14 protein-coding genes are annotated in these 18285 nt (G+C 43.6%); all 14 read left to right on the top strand.

The window, feature by feature from the left end; all coding sequences use genetic code 11:
* The first annotated feature begins 37 nt into the window (after positions 1 to 37).
* Entirely contained in the window at positions 38 to 934 is an 897-nt protein-coding gene (locus H8700_RS03685; protein WP_249303201.1) for a hypothetical protein, read from the top strand.
* A 27-nt stretch (positions 935 to 961) separates the two neighbouring features.
* On the top strand, positions 962 to 1180 hold the full coding sequence (locus H8700_RS03680; protein ID WP_117477949.1) for a DpnD/PcfM family protein: 219 nt from the start codon (positions 962 to 964) through the stop codon (positions 1178 to 1180).
* Positions 1177 to 1545 (top strand): hypothetical protein, encoded by a 369-nt coding sequence (locus H8700_RS03675; RefSeq protein ID WP_055062784.1) that lies wholly within the window; start codon positions 1177 to 1179, stop codon positions 1543 to 1545. The genes H8700_RS03680 and H8700_RS03675 overlap by 4 nt, the downstream gene beginning before the upstream one ends.
* Positions 1546 to 1559: 14 nt before the next feature.
* Positions 1560 to 9212, top strand: coding sequence for a helicase-like domain-containing protein (locus tag H8700_RS12280; protein WP_330606285.1), 7653 nt, complete (start codon positions 1560 to 1562; stop codon positions 9210 to 9212).
* 13 nt (positions 9213 to 9225) lie between these two features.
* Positions 9226 to 9843 (top strand): class D sortase, encoded by a 618-nt coding sequence (locus H8700_RS03660; protein WP_249303198.1) that lies wholly within the window; start codon positions 9226 to 9228, stop codon positions 9841 to 9843.
* Positions 9836 to 10234 carry a hypothetical protein gene (locus H8700_RS03655; protein WP_249303195.1) on the top strand — a complete coding sequence of 133 codons (399 nt, stop codon included), beginning with the start codon at positions 9836 to 9838 and terminating at the stop codon, positions 10232 to 10234. The genes H8700_RS03660 and H8700_RS03655 overlap by 8 nt, the downstream gene beginning before the upstream one ends.
* Before the next feature lie 3 nt (positions 10235 to 10237).
* A complete protein-coding gene (locus H8700_RS03650; protein ID WP_015516986.1) occupies positions 10238 to 10927 on the top strand; it encodes a SpoVG family protein in 690 nt (229 codons plus the stop codon).
* A 59-nt stretch (positions 10928 to 10986) separates the two neighbouring features.
* Positions 10987 to 11907, top strand: coding sequence for a DUF6674 family protein (locus tag H8700_RS03645; protein ID WP_249303193.1), 921 nt, complete (start codon positions 10987 to 10989; stop codon positions 11905 to 11907).
* A gap of 135 nt (positions 11908 to 12042) precedes the next feature.
* Positions 12043 to 12729, top strand: a complete 687-nt coding sequence (locus tag H8700_RS03640; RefSeq protein WP_249303191.1) for a PAS domain-containing protein — start codon at positions 12043 to 12045, stop codon at positions 12727 to 12729.
* A 146-nt stretch (positions 12730 to 12875) separates the two neighbouring features.
* The gene (locus tag H8700_RS03635; protein WP_249303190.1) at positions 12876 to 13013 is read left to right on the top strand and encodes a helix-turn-helix domain-containing protein; all 138 of its coding nucleotides are present in this window, start codon (positions 12876 to 12878) and stop codon (positions 13011 to 13013) included.
* 208 nt (positions 13014 to 13221) lie between these two features.
* Positions 13222 to 13914 (top strand): response regulator transcription factor, encoded by a 693-nt coding sequence (locus tag H8700_RS03630; RefSeq protein WP_249303189.1) that lies wholly within the window; start codon positions 13222 to 13224, stop codon positions 13912 to 13914.
* On the top strand, positions 13911 to 14942 hold the full coding sequence (locus H8700_RS03625) for a sensor histidine kinase (RefSeq protein WP_249303188.1): 1032 nt from the start codon (positions 13911 to 13913) through the stop codon (positions 14940 to 14942). The genes H8700_RS03630 and H8700_RS03625 overlap by 4 nt, the downstream gene beginning before the upstream one ends.
* A gap of 177 nt (positions 14943 to 15119) precedes the next feature.
* The gene (locus H8700_RS03620) at positions 15120 to 15785 is read left to right on the top strand and encodes an ABC transporter ATP-binding protein (protein WP_071431016.1); all 666 of its coding nucleotides are present in this window, start codon (positions 15120 to 15122) and stop codon (positions 15783 to 15785) included.
* A gap of 14 nt (positions 15786 to 15799) precedes the next feature.
* The gene (locus H8700_RS03615; protein ID WP_249303187.1) at positions 15800 to 18214 is read left to right on the top strand and encodes an ABC transporter permease; all 2415 of its coding nucleotides are present in this window, start codon (positions 15800 to 15802) and stop codon (positions 18212 to 18214) included.
* Positions 18215 to 18285 lie beyond the last annotated feature (71 nt).

Genomic DNA, 18285 nt, shown 5'->3' with positions numbered 1-18285 from the left:
GAGAGGGCATAGTCCATCTCTGAGACAGGAGGTAAGAATGGATTTAAAAGATATGATACTGGTAACAGAAAACGACAGGGGAACAGAGACAAATATGCTGATGACTCTGGATGATTATAAGAGTTTTATAGCAGTTGATGACATGTCAGGGCTTGCAGACAATTTGTTGCAGCTTGGAAGAACACTTGGTGAAGCAGATAACTTCGCAGAGTATTACAGGGCAGCAAATGTAACTGTATCTGCGAGATTCTGTCTGGATGATATTCAGCTGGGGCACTTTCTTCAGGGACTTTATAACGATTCCAAAGAATTTCGGTTTGATAAAGAAGCCAGTTCTTCTGAATGTGTTGCAAAGCTTAAGGAGATTGGAATGACCGATAAGGGCTGGGTGGATGATTTTAACCTGCATTATGAAAGTGTGGACAGATCATTTGAAAGGGGACAGACATTCCATAACTTCAATGACCATGATTACATGGTGCTTGAAGCATTATCACCAAGGAATCTTGTGGTGATGGATATGAAGTCAGGTTCCCTTACAATCGCCCTTGGTGCGACAGAGTATAAGCGTTATCCGAAGGATGAGAAGCCTACAAAGGACAATACCACAATCGGGGTATCGTGGGAGCACGGCATTTATCTAGGTTCCACACTTTCAACTACAAATTTCAAGGCATACAAGAGGGAGTATGGCACACCGGAAAAGATAGAGGATATCTATGATTACAGGGCAAAGCTAAAGCAGAAGTTCTATTTTTATCAGGATATGTCAAAGGATGATGATGTACCAAAGAAGCTACAGAATGACTTCCTTCACCAAATGTATGAGGATTTTGGAACGATTGAAGAGGATTGTTTTTACGACAGGCTGGAAGATGGAAAGTACGATGAAGGCTTTAAGGAAAGACAGGTAAAGGAAGAAAAGAGCCGGTGATGAGATTTTTACAGGAGGCGATATCATATGGAACAGGAATTTGATGTTGAGATAAAAGAAGTGCTTTCACGAGTACAGAAAGTAAAGGCAGAGTCGCTTGACGATGCCATCAATAAGGCAATGGATATGTATTATGCAGAGCAGATAGTCCTTGGAGCAGAGGACATGAAGGGAGTTGATTTTGCACCTATCAGCGAAGGTCAGCTCCCTTCTTCATTAAAAAAAAACGGAGGAAAAGCAAGATGAAAAGTGATTCAACAACAGTAATTAAGAACATGGAGTTTTTAGTAAAGGAACTTCATAAGGAGTGGGACAGATCGGGTGCTTCTAAGGCATCCGTTATTATTTCCCTTGAGGAAGTAGATGGTATCAATGATAAGTTAAAAGAGATTATCTATCAGACACAGAAGTCAGTCGATGAGGATGAGCTGACCTTTAAACAGAGCATTGCAAAGTCCAAGGAGTGCTATGTGCTTCTTCGTGTGGTGCGTAAGATTGCAAAGAAAAAGGATAAATGCGAAAAACAGGCAATCGACAATGAATTTGCAATCGAGCTGGATAAGGATGAGTTAAAGCTATTTAAAGGATTGTTTGCAGAGATGTTTAAGTAGAGGAGGACAAAGGTATGGGCGTTGATATGAAGGTCAAAGCGATATACGATTCTGAGATTGGTAACATCACCAGATCAGAAAAGAACTGGAAGGATGTGTTAAAGGTCGCAGGTCAGTTATACCGCTATGAATTTGACAATATCGTTATGGTAACAGCTCAGAGACCTCCGGAAAAAAGCACACTCATGGCAGATTATGATACCTGGAAAAAGGTGGGAAGATATGTAAAGCGTGGTGCGAAAGGCTGCGCGATCTTCCCGTCAAGGGCACTGAATCCACGCATGAGGTATATCTTTGATATCAGTGATACCGGAGGGAAGAATGTTAAGCTGACATGGGACCTTGAGGGAGAAAATCTTAAGGATTATGTGGATTTTCTTGTGTCAGAAGGTCAGATTGAGCAGTACGATAACAGCGACAGGGAGTCTCTAAAAAATATATTAAAACAGTTTACAGGAACAGATGTTTGGCTTATAATAAAAGAAGAGTTCGGAGACCGAATGACCGAACTTATGCAGCTATCAGGTAGTGTGATAAAGGAAGAAAGTAAGAAACGCAATGGCTTACAGCAGGAAATGGACATGGAGCAGCTTGTATATGCAAGTGTCATGTATGCTGTAGGGACGAGATGCGGATTTGACTTATCTGTGCAAGAACAGGATTTTAGTCAGATCGTAAATATCAAAGACGAAGAGATCATTTACCGTCTTGGTTCCATTGTATGCGATGTCTCCTGTAGTGTTCTTAGAGAATTTAGTCGTAACTTAAAGGCAATCGAGAGCGAAAGGAGAATTGGATATGTTAGAAGAAATGACTTACAAGGAAGTGGACGGACTGCTTTATCCGCAGATAGAGATGCCGGACGAGACGGAGAATCTCACGAAGCTGGGCAAATACGGAAGGATGGCGATGAACTATCTCAAAGAGAACGAGCCGGCAAGATACAAGACGCTGATGAGATTCGGGAAGATGTACGAGAAGATGTCAGCGGTAGAGGAGGAAGCGAATCAGCTGTACGACCAGTTAGAGATGCAGTATCTGGCGAAGCACAAGCCACAGGATCCGTCATCGACAATGGAGATGTGGAAGATAAGAGAGCAGGCGAAGATGCAGGCAGAGGAAGTGGTACTGAATCAGATAGTGATGCGATTCCACTAGAATCAGATGATACAGAACTGAATAGGGAACTTGATGAAATCAATTCATTGGGTGTCAGTAAGGAAGCCGAATATACACAGGCTTCCTTTTTTTTCGACCAGAATGGGCAGGCAAGCATTGGCACCATTCATACTGAGGACGAAAACAATAATCAGTTTATGCGTCAGTTCGAGCAGGACAGAAAAGCTGCATTAGCAGGTAAATACAATTACCTGAATCCCAAAAAGTCTGCAACAGTACCAAGTGAGTATATCAAACAGGTGCTTATGAGAGGTACAGGTTTTATCGGTGGTAAGGGCAGGGTATGCAAGATTTTTGAAACAGAGATTGATGCAGGAACCAGAGCAAAGCGTATCAAAGCAGAGTATGGTCAGGGAGGTGCAGGCTGGCCGGTTGATGGACTGGGACTGCACGGATATGACACATTTCATGGGAATGGACTGCGTTTTCAGTGGCGAGATGAGGATGGAGAGGTTGAAGGATATGTTTCGTGGAAAGATATCGAAAAAGAGCTTGGTGTCCTTATTCTTACAGGGGAATACCAGTCTGAGACACCTCGTATTGATGAGCTTGCGATGGACGGACTCCGTGAGGATGATGAGGTCATTGATGCCGAATATCAGGAAGTGGAACCGGAAGAGGCAGAATCAGAGATTGATGATTATGCAATACCGGATGAGCCGGAGAGCTATGCTTCTAACAGAGATTATGTAAGTGCAAAAGGCATGACACCACAGGAAACTGCCAATGAAGACCGCATGGTAACACAGGCAGAATATGGTGCAGAGATAGAAGCTGAAACAACTGAAAAAGATCCATCAGAGCTTCAGTATATTACACCGATTGATTATGCCAAGCGTATTGCAGAGCTTGATGAAGACCTGCGTGATGCGGCGGAGATTCTTGTAACAGATTGCAGCTGCTACACTCCGTTTAGGGCATTCCTTATGGATGTGGTGCAGTCTGATTTTGCATTTATGCCCAATAAACTTGACCTTATCAGGGATATTGCATTAGGGACAGATAATGCAGAAAGAAAGGCATATTCCAACAATAAGTATGGTCTTGTGGAGTACTCAATCAGAAGCGGATATGTGAAGATCAGCTATAAGAACAGGAATGGTGTGCGTAAAGAAGGTGCTCTCGACTGGCGTGAGTTATATGAAATCTTATCTTATATGGTAAAACAGCCATTTTACTGCGGAGAAGACCAGAAGAAGTATTATCAGGAGACAAAGCAGAAGGCTGACAGGGATAAGATGAATCCGGTCTATAAGAGATTCTTTGATATCGAGGATAGTGTAAAAGCCAATCGTCTTGAAACCAGGGAAAGAGCAATAGCGAATGGCTGGGAAACCAAGATTGATGAGAATGGACATGTGGTTTCAGATGATGCAGTATCAGTATCTGTGGATGATATTCAGGCTGATACAGAATCACAGGAAACTGTAGATTTTACACCAAAGCAGGAACCAGTACAGCAAGTAGAAAGTCTTGAAAATGAGAAGAATGTTGCCGGGCAGACGAAACACAATTTCCACTATAACCTCTGGAAAATGGAAAAAGGCGGTCCCAAGACCAGATACCAGTGGAATATGGATGCAATCCGCACTTTAAAGCAGATTGAATCAGAGAACAGGCTTGCCACACCGGAGGAACAGAAAACTCTGTCGAAGTTTGTCGGATGGGGCGGACTGTCACAGGCATTTGATGAGAATAACGCAGGCTGGAGCAAAGAATATGCAGAGCTGAAAGACCTTTTATCTGATGAGGAATACAGTGCTGCAAGGGCAACAGTAAATAACGCCTTTTATACTTCACCGGAGATTGCCATGTGCATAAATTCGGCACTTGTCCAGTTTGGTTTCAGAGGCGGCAATGTATTAGAGCCATCTATGGGTATCGGTAACTTCTTTGGAAGTATGCCGGCACCAATGCAGAGAAGCAAGCTGTATGGGGTGGAGCTTGACAGCATTTCAGGAAGAATTGCAAAGCAGCTTTATCAGAATGCCAATATCAGTATCACAGGATTTGAGAATACCACATATCCGGATAACTTCTTTGATGTGGTTGTCGGAAATGTGCCATTTGGTGATTATAAGGTATTTGATCCAAAGTACAACAAGTATAACTTCCGTATCCACGATTATTTTCTGGCAAAAGCACTTGATCAGGTAAGACCGGGAGGCATGGTTTCAGTAATCACCACAAAGGGAACACTTGATAAGGCAAATCCTACTATCCGAAAGTATCTGGCTGAAAGAGCAGAGCTTGTGGGAGCAGTAAGACTTCCGAATACTGCATTTAAAGATAATGCAGGAACCGAAGTGACAGCAGATATCCTGTTTTTGCAGAAGAGGGAGAGAAAGATTGATATTGAACCTGACTGGGTACACCTTGGTGTAACTGAGAATGGCATTGCAGTCAACTCTTATTTTGCAGAGCATCCGGAGATGATGCTTGGATCTATGGAATATGACACAAGGATTTACGGACAGGACAGCAGATATACAGTCTGTGTGAATAATGATGAGAACTTCAATATGTACGAGGCTCTCAATAAGGCAATCGGAAATATCAAAGCCCAGATGACAGATTTTGAGAGAGTGGCAGATGAGGCGGAGCAGACAGAGGAAGTTATCCCAGCTGATCCGGATGTGAGAAACTACACTTACACATTTTTTGAAGGAAAACTCTATTACAGGGAAAATTCCGAGATGGTAAAAAAAGAAGTATCACAGACTGCCGAGGAGCGAATCCGAAGCCTTGATGAAATCAGACAGATAACAAGAGAGCTGATTGATATCCAGATGGATGGCTGCAGCGAGGAGGAGCTTTCTGATAAGCAGAGACTTCTTAATGTAAAATATGATGCCTTCGTAAAGCAGTATGGAGCCATTACTTCAAAAGCAAACAGAATAGCATTCAGGGATGACAGCGATTACCCACTTCTTTGCAGCCTTGAGGAAGTAAACGAAGATGGGGAGGTGAAAAAAGCGGATATGTTTTATAAGCAGACGATTAAGGCAAAGACTGTCATAGACAGAGTGGAGACTGCTGTGGAAGCATTAAATGTATCCGTCAATGAATTTGGATATGTAAATCTTGCCTATATGCTTTCTATCTATGAGCCGGATATTACAAATGCAAAGGAAGAACTTGCAGAAAAGTCTGGACAGACAGTGGATGAGATAACTCTAAGTGACGATGCTTTGGCAGAGCTTAGAAGGGCAGTTCTTGTGGAAGAACTGGATGGACTGATTTTCTTAAATCCCGACCGCTACAACGAGAACAATCCCGATATCGGCTGGGAGACAGCAGACGAGTATCTTTCCGGAAATGTGAGAGACAAGCTTCGTGTAGCAAAGGCTATGGCAGCGGATACAGACAATCCACAGGCAGAAAGATTTGCAGGCAATGTGGCAGCACTTGAAAAGGTGCAGCCGGAGTGGATTGAAGCCTCGGATATTGATGTAAAGATTGGCACGACATGGATTGAGCCGCTTGATTATGAGCAGTTTATCTATGAGCTTCTCAATACACCAAGAAGAGCAAGGGCAGTCAGAAGCCAGTATTACAATACAGGCATTCAGGTACACTTAAATAAGATGAGCATGGAATGGTTCATCGAGAATAAAAGCATGGATAAGCATTCAGTGGCAGCTACTAAGACCTATGGTACAAGCCGCATGGATGCTTATTCTATTTTTGAGGATACGCTGAATCTTAAAACTGTAACAGTAAGGGACAGGATTGATGACGGAGATGGCCAATATCATTACGAAGTCAATAAGAATGAGACAATGCTTGCAAGGGAAAAGCAGAACATGATTAAAGAGAAGTTCAAGGAGTGGCTGTTTTCAGAGCCGGAGCGCAGACAGAAGTATGTGGAGTATTACAACGAGACATTTAATAACATCCGTCTGCGTGAGTATGACGGAAGCCACTTACAGTTTCCGGGAATGAATCCGGCGATTGAGCTAAAGCCACACCAGAAGAATGCGGTGGCAAGAATTCTTCTTGGAGGAAATACCCTGCTGGCACACTGTGTCGGTGCCGGAAAGTCCTTTGAGATGATGGCTGCCTGCATGGAACAGAAAAGACTAGGACTTGCCAATAAGACCATCATGGTTGTTCCAAAGCCGCTTATCGGTCAGACTGCATCAGAGTTTTTAAGGCTTTATCCATCAGCCAATATCTTAGTTGCCACAGAGCGTGACTTTGAAAAGAGTCGCAGAAAGCAGTTTGTATCAAGGATTGCGACTGGAGATTATGACTGTATTATCATGTCGCATTCGCAGTTTGAGAAAATTCCTATCTCGGCAGAGAGAAAGGAGAGGATGCTTAATGAGCAGATTGAAGAAATCAGCTATGCGATTGATGAGATGAAGGAGCGTAACGGAGAACGATGGACCGTAAAGCAGATGGAGAGTCAGAAGAAAAAGCTGGAGGAACAGCTGAAATCTCTATCTGATGAGAGCAGGAAGGATGACCTTATTACCTTTGAGGAACTTGGTGTGGATTCAATTATGGTAGACGAAGCACATAATTTTAAGAACCTTGCGATTTTTTCCAAGATGAATAATGTGTCCGGTATCAGCAGCAGTGGAGCGAAAAAGTCAACGGATATGCAGCTTAAATGCCAGTATTTGTCTGAGATAAATGATGGCAGAGGCATTGTGTTTGCAACTGGTACACCGATATCCAATACCATGTGTGAGATGTATGTCATGCAGCTTTACTTGCAGAAAGCGGCACTTGAAGAGATGGGGATTTATCACTTTGATTCATGGGCAGCGAACTTTGGTGAAGTGACAACAGCACTGGAGCTTACTGTAGAGGGAAGTGGATTCCGTTTTAAGAGCAGATTCAATAAGTTTACGAATCTGCCGGAGCTTATGAATATCTTCCGTGAGGTAGCAGATGTGCAGACTGCCGATATGCTGGACCTTGATGTGCCGGCTCTCCGTGGCGGCAAGCCTATTATAGTGGAGTCAGAGCCTGACTGGTATGTAAAACAGGTCATGGAAGACTTTGTTGTGAGGGCAGAGCGTATCAGAGGCGGTGGAGTTGATCCAAGTGTGGACAACTTCCTAAAGATTACCCATGAGGCAAGATTACTCGGAACAGATGCAAGGCTGATTGATAAGGACGCACCAAATAATCCGGATGGAAAGCTCAATAAGGTAGCGGAGAATGTCTGGAAGGAATATGAGAAAGGAAATGCCAATGGTCATATAGGCTGCCAGCTTATTTTTTCGGACATCGGCACACCGGGACCGGATAAGGACTTTACCATCTATGATTATCTGAAGGAAACACTTATCCAGTATGGTATTCCGGCAGAGGAGATAGCATTTATCCATGATGCCAAGACAGATGCACAGAGGGATGCACTTTTTAAGGAAATGAGGACAGGTAAAAAGAAAGTGCTTATCGGTTCTACGGATAAATGTGGTACAGGTGTCAATGTGCAGACACACCTTGTTGCAATGCACCATGTCGATTGTCCGTGGAAGCCTTCTTCTATTGAACAGAGGGAAGGACGAGGCATACGACAAGGCAACGAAAATGAAGAGGTGGCAATCTACAGATATGTCACCAAAGGAACCTTTGATGCATACAACTGGTCACTCGTCGAGAATAAGCAGCGTTTTATCAGTCAGGTTATGACAAGCAAGGCAGTAAGCCGAAGCTGCGAGGATATCGACGAGGCAACACTTTCCTATGCAGAGATTAAGGCGGTTGCTACAGGCAATCCTCTGATCAAGGAAAAGATGGAGATTGACAATGATGTCCAGAGATTAAAGCTTTTGAAGGCATCCTATGACAATCAGAGATATGGACTTCAGGACAACTTTATGATTAAGTACCCGAAGCTCATTAAGACAGCAACAGAAAAGCTTGCCAATGTCCGTGAGGATGTAAAAGCAAGGGATAAGGAACTGATAGAAAATCCGGAATTTGCCATTACCATAGGCAAAGCAACCTACACAGAGCGTGTGGATGGTGGAACCATGATGCTTGAAGCAATCAGCAAATGCAAGACCGGAGAGACAACTGCAATCGGTAAATTCCACGGATTTGAGCTGCTTGCGGAAAAGAACTTCCTTGGCATCAATTATATGGTGCTTCGTGGAAAGACTGAGTACAAGGCAGAGCTTTCTACAAGTCCTGTCGGCAGCATGGTGAAGCTTGAAAACCTGTTTAATGGACTTCATGAGAACATTGATTTCTTAGAAAAGAAGATTGAGCAGTACCAGAATGACCTTGAAGCATCAAAGACTGAGTATGACAAGCCATTTGCATACAGCAAGGAACTGGAAGAAAAGCTGGCAAGACAATGTGAACTGAATGCCCAGCTTGATCTTGAGAACGCAAAGGCTGTGGATGCAGACCTGAGCGGACCGGAGGAAGAAAGAGAAGCTGATGACAGAATGGAAGCTGCAGCAATTGTAGCAGAGGATAAAGGTGCTTATCCAGCCGACAGAGAGGGCAGAACACGATAGGAGAGTGAATAATATGAGCATAAGAAAAGTGGTCGCAGGACTACTGATTACAGCAGGGATTGCCATTATGGCAGTCCCTTTTTTCTGGCGGGCAACCGGAGAAAAACAGACAGAACAGCTCATAAGTGAATTTGAGCAGACATTGGAGGATGATTACGATGAAGAAACAGATGTGGAGGAAGAGCAAACCTCCATTAGTGAAGAGGATGAAGCCATTCTTAAAGAAGGCGGTGTTATCGGCATCATTGAGATACCGAGCATAGATATCAGATATCCGGTAATGGAAGGAACGAGTGTGGATGTCCTTAATGTCGGGATTGGTCACATACCTGAGACAGCAGGAATCGGAGAAAGTGGTAACTGTGTGCTGTGCGGTCATAATGGTAGCAGATATGGCACATTTTTCACACCACTAAATCAGATTTCCATAGGAGATAATGTGACAATTATCGACAAAAACGGACAGACTCATATCTATGAGGTAACAGGTACAGAGGTGGTAAATCCTTATGACAACAGCATCAAGACTCAGGGAGAGGAAAAAGAATTAACTCTTTTTACCTGTTCGCAGAAGGGTACTATGCGTTTTGTGGTCAGATGCAGATATAAGGAGGCAGTTGTGGATGAATAAAAGATACAGACTGTGTGATGTGGAAGAAGCTGTATCAGAGATGGAAGAGCTAATCGACATCGAGGATGATATTGCAGAGATTGATGATGACTTTCAGATAGTCGTAAGCGGCTGGTCTGTGTATGTCGAAAGCCTGAATCTGACACTCAGACAGGGAATAGCCTGTGTATGGGATGCAGAGGAAGGATTATTCATGCCTGATTTTGATGTGACCATCGTGTATGAGGGGAACATTGAAACACAGGAGTGGCTCTATTATGAGCAGGATGGAATGGTTGTTACACTTGGCAACTGGCTTAATGGCAGATTGTCTTGTGAACAGATAGAGCAGCTTTGGTGTGAGCTTATCATACCGGAGAAAAACAAAGAACAAAAAGAAAGCGAGGAATAGCATATGAAGTATTCAATTAAGGTAAACGAAGTAAGAGCGAAAGAGGGCAGCAACATCAAAGGATTTGCAACAGTAGTATTTGGTGATTCATTTAAGATTACCAATATAGCAATCCTTGAGAATAAGGACAAGGGAGAGCTTTTCGTATCAATGCCTAGATACCGCTCCAATGAGCGTGATGAAAGCAATGGCGTGATCTATAAGGATGTGTGCAATCCTATCACAGCAGAGTTTCGAGAGGAACTCTATACCAATATCCTTGATGCCTATGCAAGAATCAAAGAACCGGAGAAAGAGGAGACACAGAAGCAGGACAGAACACAGGAAATGCCTGAGTTTTCCGTAACTGTGACACCTTATGAGAGGGAAGGCAGTAACATCAAGGGACTTGCCCGCATTTATTTTGAAAATAGTTTCATCGTAAATAACATCAATATCGTGCAGGGAAAAGAGAAAATCTTTGTATCAATGCCATCTTATAAGACAAAGCAGGTGGATGAGCAGGGAAAGCCAATCTACCAGGATGTCTGCTATCCGGTCACAAAGGATTTCAGGGAAAAACTCTATAATGAGATTATCTCGGAATATGAGAAAGCAAAGGATAAGAGCAATGAAAAGGCGAGGGAGAGTGCCGAGAAACATCATGGCAATCCCGATAAAGAGAAGGACAAAGAGGCAACACCCTTTCGATAATTAGTAATCAGGTTATAGGGGCGGTCAAGGCTGCCCCGTTTCAGAATGGAGGAAACAGAATGGATATGGAAGCAGGAAAAACACTTACCAATGAGGAGGTCATAAGAGAACTTCTCGAATTATTAAAGAAGAATGCCATGAAAGAGCAGGCAAACGATGTATTTGAGATATGCAGCTATGTGGATGGACTGGAGAAAAAGATTGATTCCATGACGGAAGAACTTACTCATATGCAGAACCAGATTAAAGAAATGCAGGAAGATACACTTGTCAATAATGCAAAAAAGGCATTGTCAGAAGCACAGGAGCGACTTAATACCAGATGTGAGCAGATAAAGTCACAGGTATTAGAAGTGAAAGAACAGGTCAAATCTACTGCTAAGGGCATAGTCGATGAAGCAAAGGCAAAGGGAAGAGCTGCATTATACAGGGTGTCTGAGTTCTTAGGAATTAAGAAAAGACTTATTAATATCCGGGAAAATGTAAGAGGCGCAATCAAGACCACGGATAAGGATATAGCAAAGACAGCACTTCTTGCAAAAGGATTTCGAGAAGCAGGGCAGACAGCAGCCAATGCATTCCGCACTTTTGCTGACAAACCGGAGGTGGATTACTCACAGAAAGAGCAGAACCATCCCATTACAAAGGCGGTGCTTGCACCTATGAAAGCAGTGAAAAAGATGCTTGTGTCAATGGAACTACATCTGGATGCTTCGATTGTTAAGCTGGATAATCTCGCTATGAATGTGCAGCTTGATAAGGAAAAGCATATGGAGAATGCGAATAAGCAGGAACAGACAGAACCGGAGAGGACAGAAACTGAGCGAGTGGAAGCGGAGATTGTATACTCGTCAATGGTTGCTGAACCACAGGAGTATCAGTATAATGCAGATGCATTTGAGGCTAGAGGTGTGGATGAGGTGAAGCAGGAAGCGGCACATAAGGAAGTATCGAAGGTAAGAGAAGATAAAGCCAGATAGATGTGAGGACGTGGGAGAGATTCTGCGTCCTTTTTTAATACGGATAAATATGATAGATGTTATAATGTGAAAAGATAAATGCGAAATATGCGCTATACTTGCAAAAGTTGCTAATTATATAAAGGTGGGAGAAATTTGACAAAAAGTAAAAAGACAAAAATACATAAAAAGATAGATGGTCAGCATTTACAGATGAATAAGACATTTAGTAATTTCAAGATGAAACAGAAGGATAAGATTACAGGCTGGGTGTTTGAGGAATACAAAAAATATGTTACAGAGCATGATAAAGTACCTGATTTACTGGCAGATGAACAGATTGTTGAAGCTGTACTTGATAAGATAAATGAGGCACAAATCTGGATACCTGATGGAGAGATATACGATTATTATCGAAGAAAGAAACCACAACTTCAAAAGAGGCTGGATAATGAAAAGGTAACTAAGTTTAAATCCTATGTCAGCTTTTATAAGAGTATTGTTGATCAGGACAGGGCATCTGTTGTTATATGCAATCTTAAACATGAGATTATCTACATGAATCCGGCAGCTGTTATCAGCTATGCAAAGCGAGGTGGAGATAAACTTATCGGAAAAAGTTTATCAGATTGTCATAATACGGAATCCAGGGATAAAATACAGCAGGTAGTGGACTGGTTTGCAGCAGATGAAAGTCATAATTTCGTCTATACTTTTCACAATGAGAAACAGAATAAAGATGTTTACATGGTGGCACTTAGAGATGAAGGTAAGCTGATAGGATATTATGAGAAGCATGAATATCGAAATGCAGAAACTATGAAACAATATGATTTATGGTAATATTATGATATAGATTAAACAGGAAATCAGTAGATATTATATACTCTACGAAGCGTAGAATCCGCATATATTCACCATTCTCTACGCTACGTGGGTGTGAAGAAGCAATTTTTTATACTACACTTGGAGCAGAAAGGAGGAAAACAATGGATCAGGTAAAAATTGGAAAGTTTATTTCTGATGAAAGAAAGGCAAAAGGGTATACACAGAAACAATTATCTGAAGTGTTGGGAATCAGTGATAAAACAATATCGAAATGGGAGTGTGGAGTTTCCCATAGTTAAAGATACCACACAAAATATGATGAACCCACGCTTATACACTACCAGCTATAATAAACCGCAAGGACAGCAATTTGATACTGCTGTCCTTTCTTTTATAAAATTGCAGTACACAGAAAAAAGCTGTAAAATGATAAATATATTTGTCCTTGTAACAATTCGCGGACATTTGCCTGTTATACTATCTGAAAAAAGCAAAGGAAGTGAGGATATGAAGCAGATTTTAATTGTCGAGGACGACAGTTTTTTGAATAAGATGTTAGACTATAACCTGACCGCAGACGGCTACGGCGTGACTTCTGCCCTAAATGCCAGAACCGCAGCCGACGCCATCCGCCAGCGCGAATTTGATTTAGTGCTGCTGGACATTAACCTGCCGGACGGGAATGGTTTTGAGCTGTGCAAGCTGATAAAGCCCCAGCACCCGGACACCATTGTAATTTTCCTGACCGCCAACGATCAGGAGAGCGACCAGATACGGGGCTATGAGGTGGGCGCGGTAGACTATATCACAAAGCCCTTTGTGATCGGGGCCTTGCAGCGGAAAATCAAAGCCATGTTCGCCATGCTGGAACACCACAAACCGGCCAAGGACATTTACGACGACGGGAGGCTGTTTCTGGACTTCTCGGAGCAGACGGCTTCCCTAAACGGCAAGCCCCTGACCCTATCCCCGATGGAGTACAAAATGCTGAACCTGTTCCGCAAAAATCCCCGGCAAGTGCTGACCCGTGGGCAGCTTTTGGAAAAGCTGTGGGATATAGACGAGAGGTTTGTGGACGAACACACCCTGACAACCTCCATCAGCCGGATTCGCAGCAAGATTGAAGCCGACGGAGGTGTGCCATACATCAAGACCGTTTACGGCATGGGCTATCAATGGACGGGAGGCGAGGTAAAATGAAGTTTCAGAACCTCTCGGTAAAGCGGCTATTTGGCCGGGTGGCAATAGGGCTTGTCCTCTCCATGTCCGGGATCACCATAGCCCTGTTTTTTGTGACAAAACAGACGGCGGTGCTGCTGACGGGCGGGGCGCTGCTGTTGTGCGCCCTTGTGGGGATTTTTGTACTGACGCAGGCGTTTGGAAAGCGGTTGTCGCAGTTTACCGCTGACCTGTGCCAGACCTTAGACCACATGATCGCCGGAAATGAAGCACCCCGGCGGCCAGAGGACAGCGAAACCCAGCTTGCCAGAATTGGACACCGGCTGGCAAGGCTTTACCAGATCATGCAGGAGAACCACCGCCGGGTGGACGAGGAACGGCAGGAGTTACAGACCCTTGTATCGGATATTTCCCATCAGGTGAAAACGCCGGTAAGCAATCTGAAAATGGCGACGGACACGCTGCTGGAAAAGCCTATGACCGAGGCGGAGCGCACCGACTTTATCCGGGGAATCCGCAGCCAGACGGATAAGCTGGACTTTCTCTTTCAAGCCCTTGTGAAAACCTCCCGGCTGGAAACGGGCGTGATCCAGTTGGACAAGAAACCGGGCCGCCTCTTTGATACCGTGGCGCAGGCCATGAGTGGGATCGTGTATGCAGCGGAGAAAAAGGAAATTGCCGTGTCCGTGGACTGTCCGGAGGATTTGACCGTTTTCCATGACAGCAAGTGGACATCCGAAGCCCTCTTTAACCTGCTGGACAATGCAGTGAAGTACACCCCGGCAGGCGGGAAAATCGCTGTGTCGGTGGTGCTGTGGGAAATGTATGTGGAGATCAAAGTGACCGACACCGGCAAGGGCATTTCCGAAAGCAATCAGGCCGCCATCTTCCGGCGCTTCTATCGTGAGGAAGAAGTACACGAACAACAGGGCGTGGGCATTGGCCTGTATCTGGCCCGCGAGATCGTAACGCGGCAGGGCGGCTATATCAAAGTGGTTTCGGAGCCTGGCAAGGGTTCGGAATTTTCCATTATGCTGCCGACAAAATAGAATGCGGCGGACGGCCATTTCCGGCTGCCCGCCGTAAATTTTTTTGAAATGTCCGAGCATTGTAACATTTCACCCCGATTTTCAATGAAATTTTTTGGCCACTGTAACATTTCGCGGACATTTGGGTTTTACAATAGCCTTATCAACAGGCAGAAAGCCTTGAAAGGAGTTTTGAGTATGAGCATTTTACAGACTATTGACCTGAAAAAGTATTACGGTACAGAACCGAACATTACCCGCGCCCTTGACGGCGTAAATTTCTCCGTGGAGGACGGCGAGTTTGTGGCTGTTGTGGGAACCTCCGGCAGCGGCAAGTCCACCCTGCTTCACATGATGGGCGGGCTGGACACTCCCACCAGCGGAACCGTGATCGTCCGGGGCGAAGAACTGGCAAAGAAGAACGACGAGCAGCTTACCATCTTTCGCCGCCGCAACATCGGCTTTATCTTCCAGAACTATAACCTTGTTCCCATCCTGAATGTGTATGAGAACATTGTCCTGCCGGTGGAGTTGGACGGGGACACGGTGGATCAGAAGTTTTTGGACGAGATCGTTCACCTGCTGGGGCTGGAAGATAAACTGAAAAATATGCCGAATAATCTTTCCGGCGGCCAGCAGCAGCGTGTGGCTATCGCCCGCGCCCTGATTACCAAACCGGCTATCGTGCTGGCTGACGAGCCGACCGGCAACCTTGACAGCAAGACCAGCGCCGAGGTGTTGGGGCTTATCAAGCGCACAAGTGCGGAGTTCCGGCAGACTGTTGTGATGATTACCCACAATAACGACATAGCCCGTCTTGCAGATCGGATTGTCCGCATTGAGGATGGCAAGATTGTGGAATAAGGAGGTGGCAGACTATGACATGGCCTTTTGAGAATGATACAAGTGCCATTGTAAAAAAATTGGCAGGTAGGAGTATGCAAGCGGATAAGAGAAACAAGGCATTTCTGCTTTTGACAATCGCCATCTCTGTCTGTATGGTTTTTTCGATTCTCCTAATATCAACAGGTACACAAGAGAAATTCAAGAACACACAGAGGAATAAAGCGCAGATTGGCATTTTGGGAGTTACAGACGAACAAACGGCTCAGCTGCATCAAAACGAAAATATTACATGGGTTGGCGAATATTCCGCTATAGGTGTGTTTTATGTTGAAAATAAAACAATTACTGTTGCTTATGGAAATGAAGATTATTTTTTACATCAGGAAGAAAAAACTTTTCAGGGAAGTGTGCCGCAGAAAGCGGATGAGATTATGCTCCCCCAGAACTACCTTGATTTTTTAGGAAAATCCTATCAGACTGGCGATACAATTTCTATTGACCTGACTGGAACAGGACAGAAAGCAGAATATACACTTTCAGGTGTTTTGAATAATACGAAAGAAAGCAACGGATATTTTATTTATGTTAGTAAAGAGCTTGCCCAAGATTTGGCAAAAGATTCTTTTCAGGTTACAGCATATACGCGGTTGAATACAGACGCCATAAGTTCCACGGCTATTCTTAATTTTGCCGGCAAAGCAATACAAAATACAGGCATTGTCGAGGAACAGGTAATGCTTACAGAGTATTCTGCTGTTATGTCGGGTGTGATAACATCGGGTATTCCGATTCCAGTACCACTACTGGCGGCGTTGACGGCTATTTTGGCGGCAACGATTGTCTATGGTGTTTTTTACACAAAGATTGTAAAAAATGTTCAGATGTTTGGGCAACTGCGGACAGTTGGCATGACAAAAAGACAGATTAAACGGATGGCAAGTAAAGAGGGACGTTTATATGCCTTAGCTGGTATTCCTTTGGGGCTTGTCATTGGTGTACTGATTGGATTTATTGGCTGTCCTGATGGATTCCGGCTAAAAACAACAGTTATTTATGCTGTACTGATTGCCGCAGTAGCCTTTGTAACAGTGAATATTGCCATTTTTAAGCCTGTCCGAGTAGCAATGAATACTTCCCCGGTAGAGGGTGCTAAATACCTTGCGTATGCTGGAAAGGCAAAAAGCAGCTCAAAACTGCATCGGAAACTTACGCCGTTTAATCTGGCGAAAATAAATATACAAAGAAACAAACAAAAAGCAGTTCTGACGCTTTTAATGCTTGGAGTAAGCGGAGCTCTTTTACTGGTTACTTCTACGGTTGCTGGTTCTATTGATCCGGCAAAACAGGCAAGTTTCAAATATTATCCTGCCGGTAACATTCTTATACAAATAAGAAATACAGTTGGCAGCTCTTTCGATAACGAAGCGGAGCCATACGGAAGCGCAAAATTGCAACTGGAAGAAAATCCACTTGAAGATCAGGCATTGATGCAGGAATTAGAAAAGGTAGATGGGATAGAAAAAATTACCGCATTTGACAGCGTTTATATGACAGCTACTTTTTCGGGCGAAAGTGGTTCTATCACGAGCATTTCAGACTTCTTTCCAACCTTAAATCGGGAACAGACAGAAGAAAAGCAGGCGGTGTTATCCTCTGGAACAGCAGATTACGACGATATGGTTGAGAAAAATGGAATATTGGTTGCAGAAGACATAGCACAAGTTGGCGATGCTTTGAAGATTGAGGGCAGAGCTTTTGATGGTAGAACCTTTGATGTGGAAGCCGTTGTTGTAGGCACATACAATAGGTCTGATTTAATGGAGGATAGCCCGGTTGTTCCCGGAAGCCCCTACTTCATTATGACTTATGACACAGCAAAGAAACTGACAGGGATAACGGAACAGACGGGGATTCTGGCGGTTAAAAATTCAGAGGGACGTTTTGATGAAGTTTTGACCGCAGTTCAGAAGATTGCGGATAAAAATGAAAAAATAGAAGTAAATACGATTGAACAAACGATTAAAAATATTCAGCATCGATACAGTGCATCTATAAATGCTCTATATATGACTTCTGCTATTCTGTTCGTCTTTGGAAGTATCAGTCTTGTGAATATGCTTATGGTTGATTTTCAGAATAGAAAGCGTGAATTCGGTTTGCTTGAAGCTGTTGGAACAACACGGCAACAGTTGAAAGCAATGCTGGATAGGGAGATAGGAATTTACCTCGGAGGTTCGTTGGTAATAGCTCTTGTATTTGGAAGCATTTTAAGTGCAATTGTTTGTAGACGATTGGATGCGGTGAACCATTGCATTACGTTGGTATTGCCGTGGCTGTTTCTACTGGCGTTAGTCGTTGTTTTAGCAATTATATATTTGATTTTCACTGTATACGCAAAATCCGAGTTGAAGAAAACAAGCATCTTGTCTGCCATTAGGGAGGAATGATCTTTTGTATAGATATCACTTAAAAGGTAGTTAATTTCAAAATAATATCACTCTGCTGATACAGCCAGTCC

Origin of the sequence: Jutongia hominis (assembly GCF_014384965.1) — a bacterium.
Lineage (GTDB): Bacteria > Bacillota > Clostridia > Lachnospirales > Lachnospiraceae > Butyribacter > Butyribacter hominis.
The sequence above is the reverse complement of the archived record's forward strand: the minus strand, read 5'-3'. Positions and strand labels throughout refer to the sequence as shown.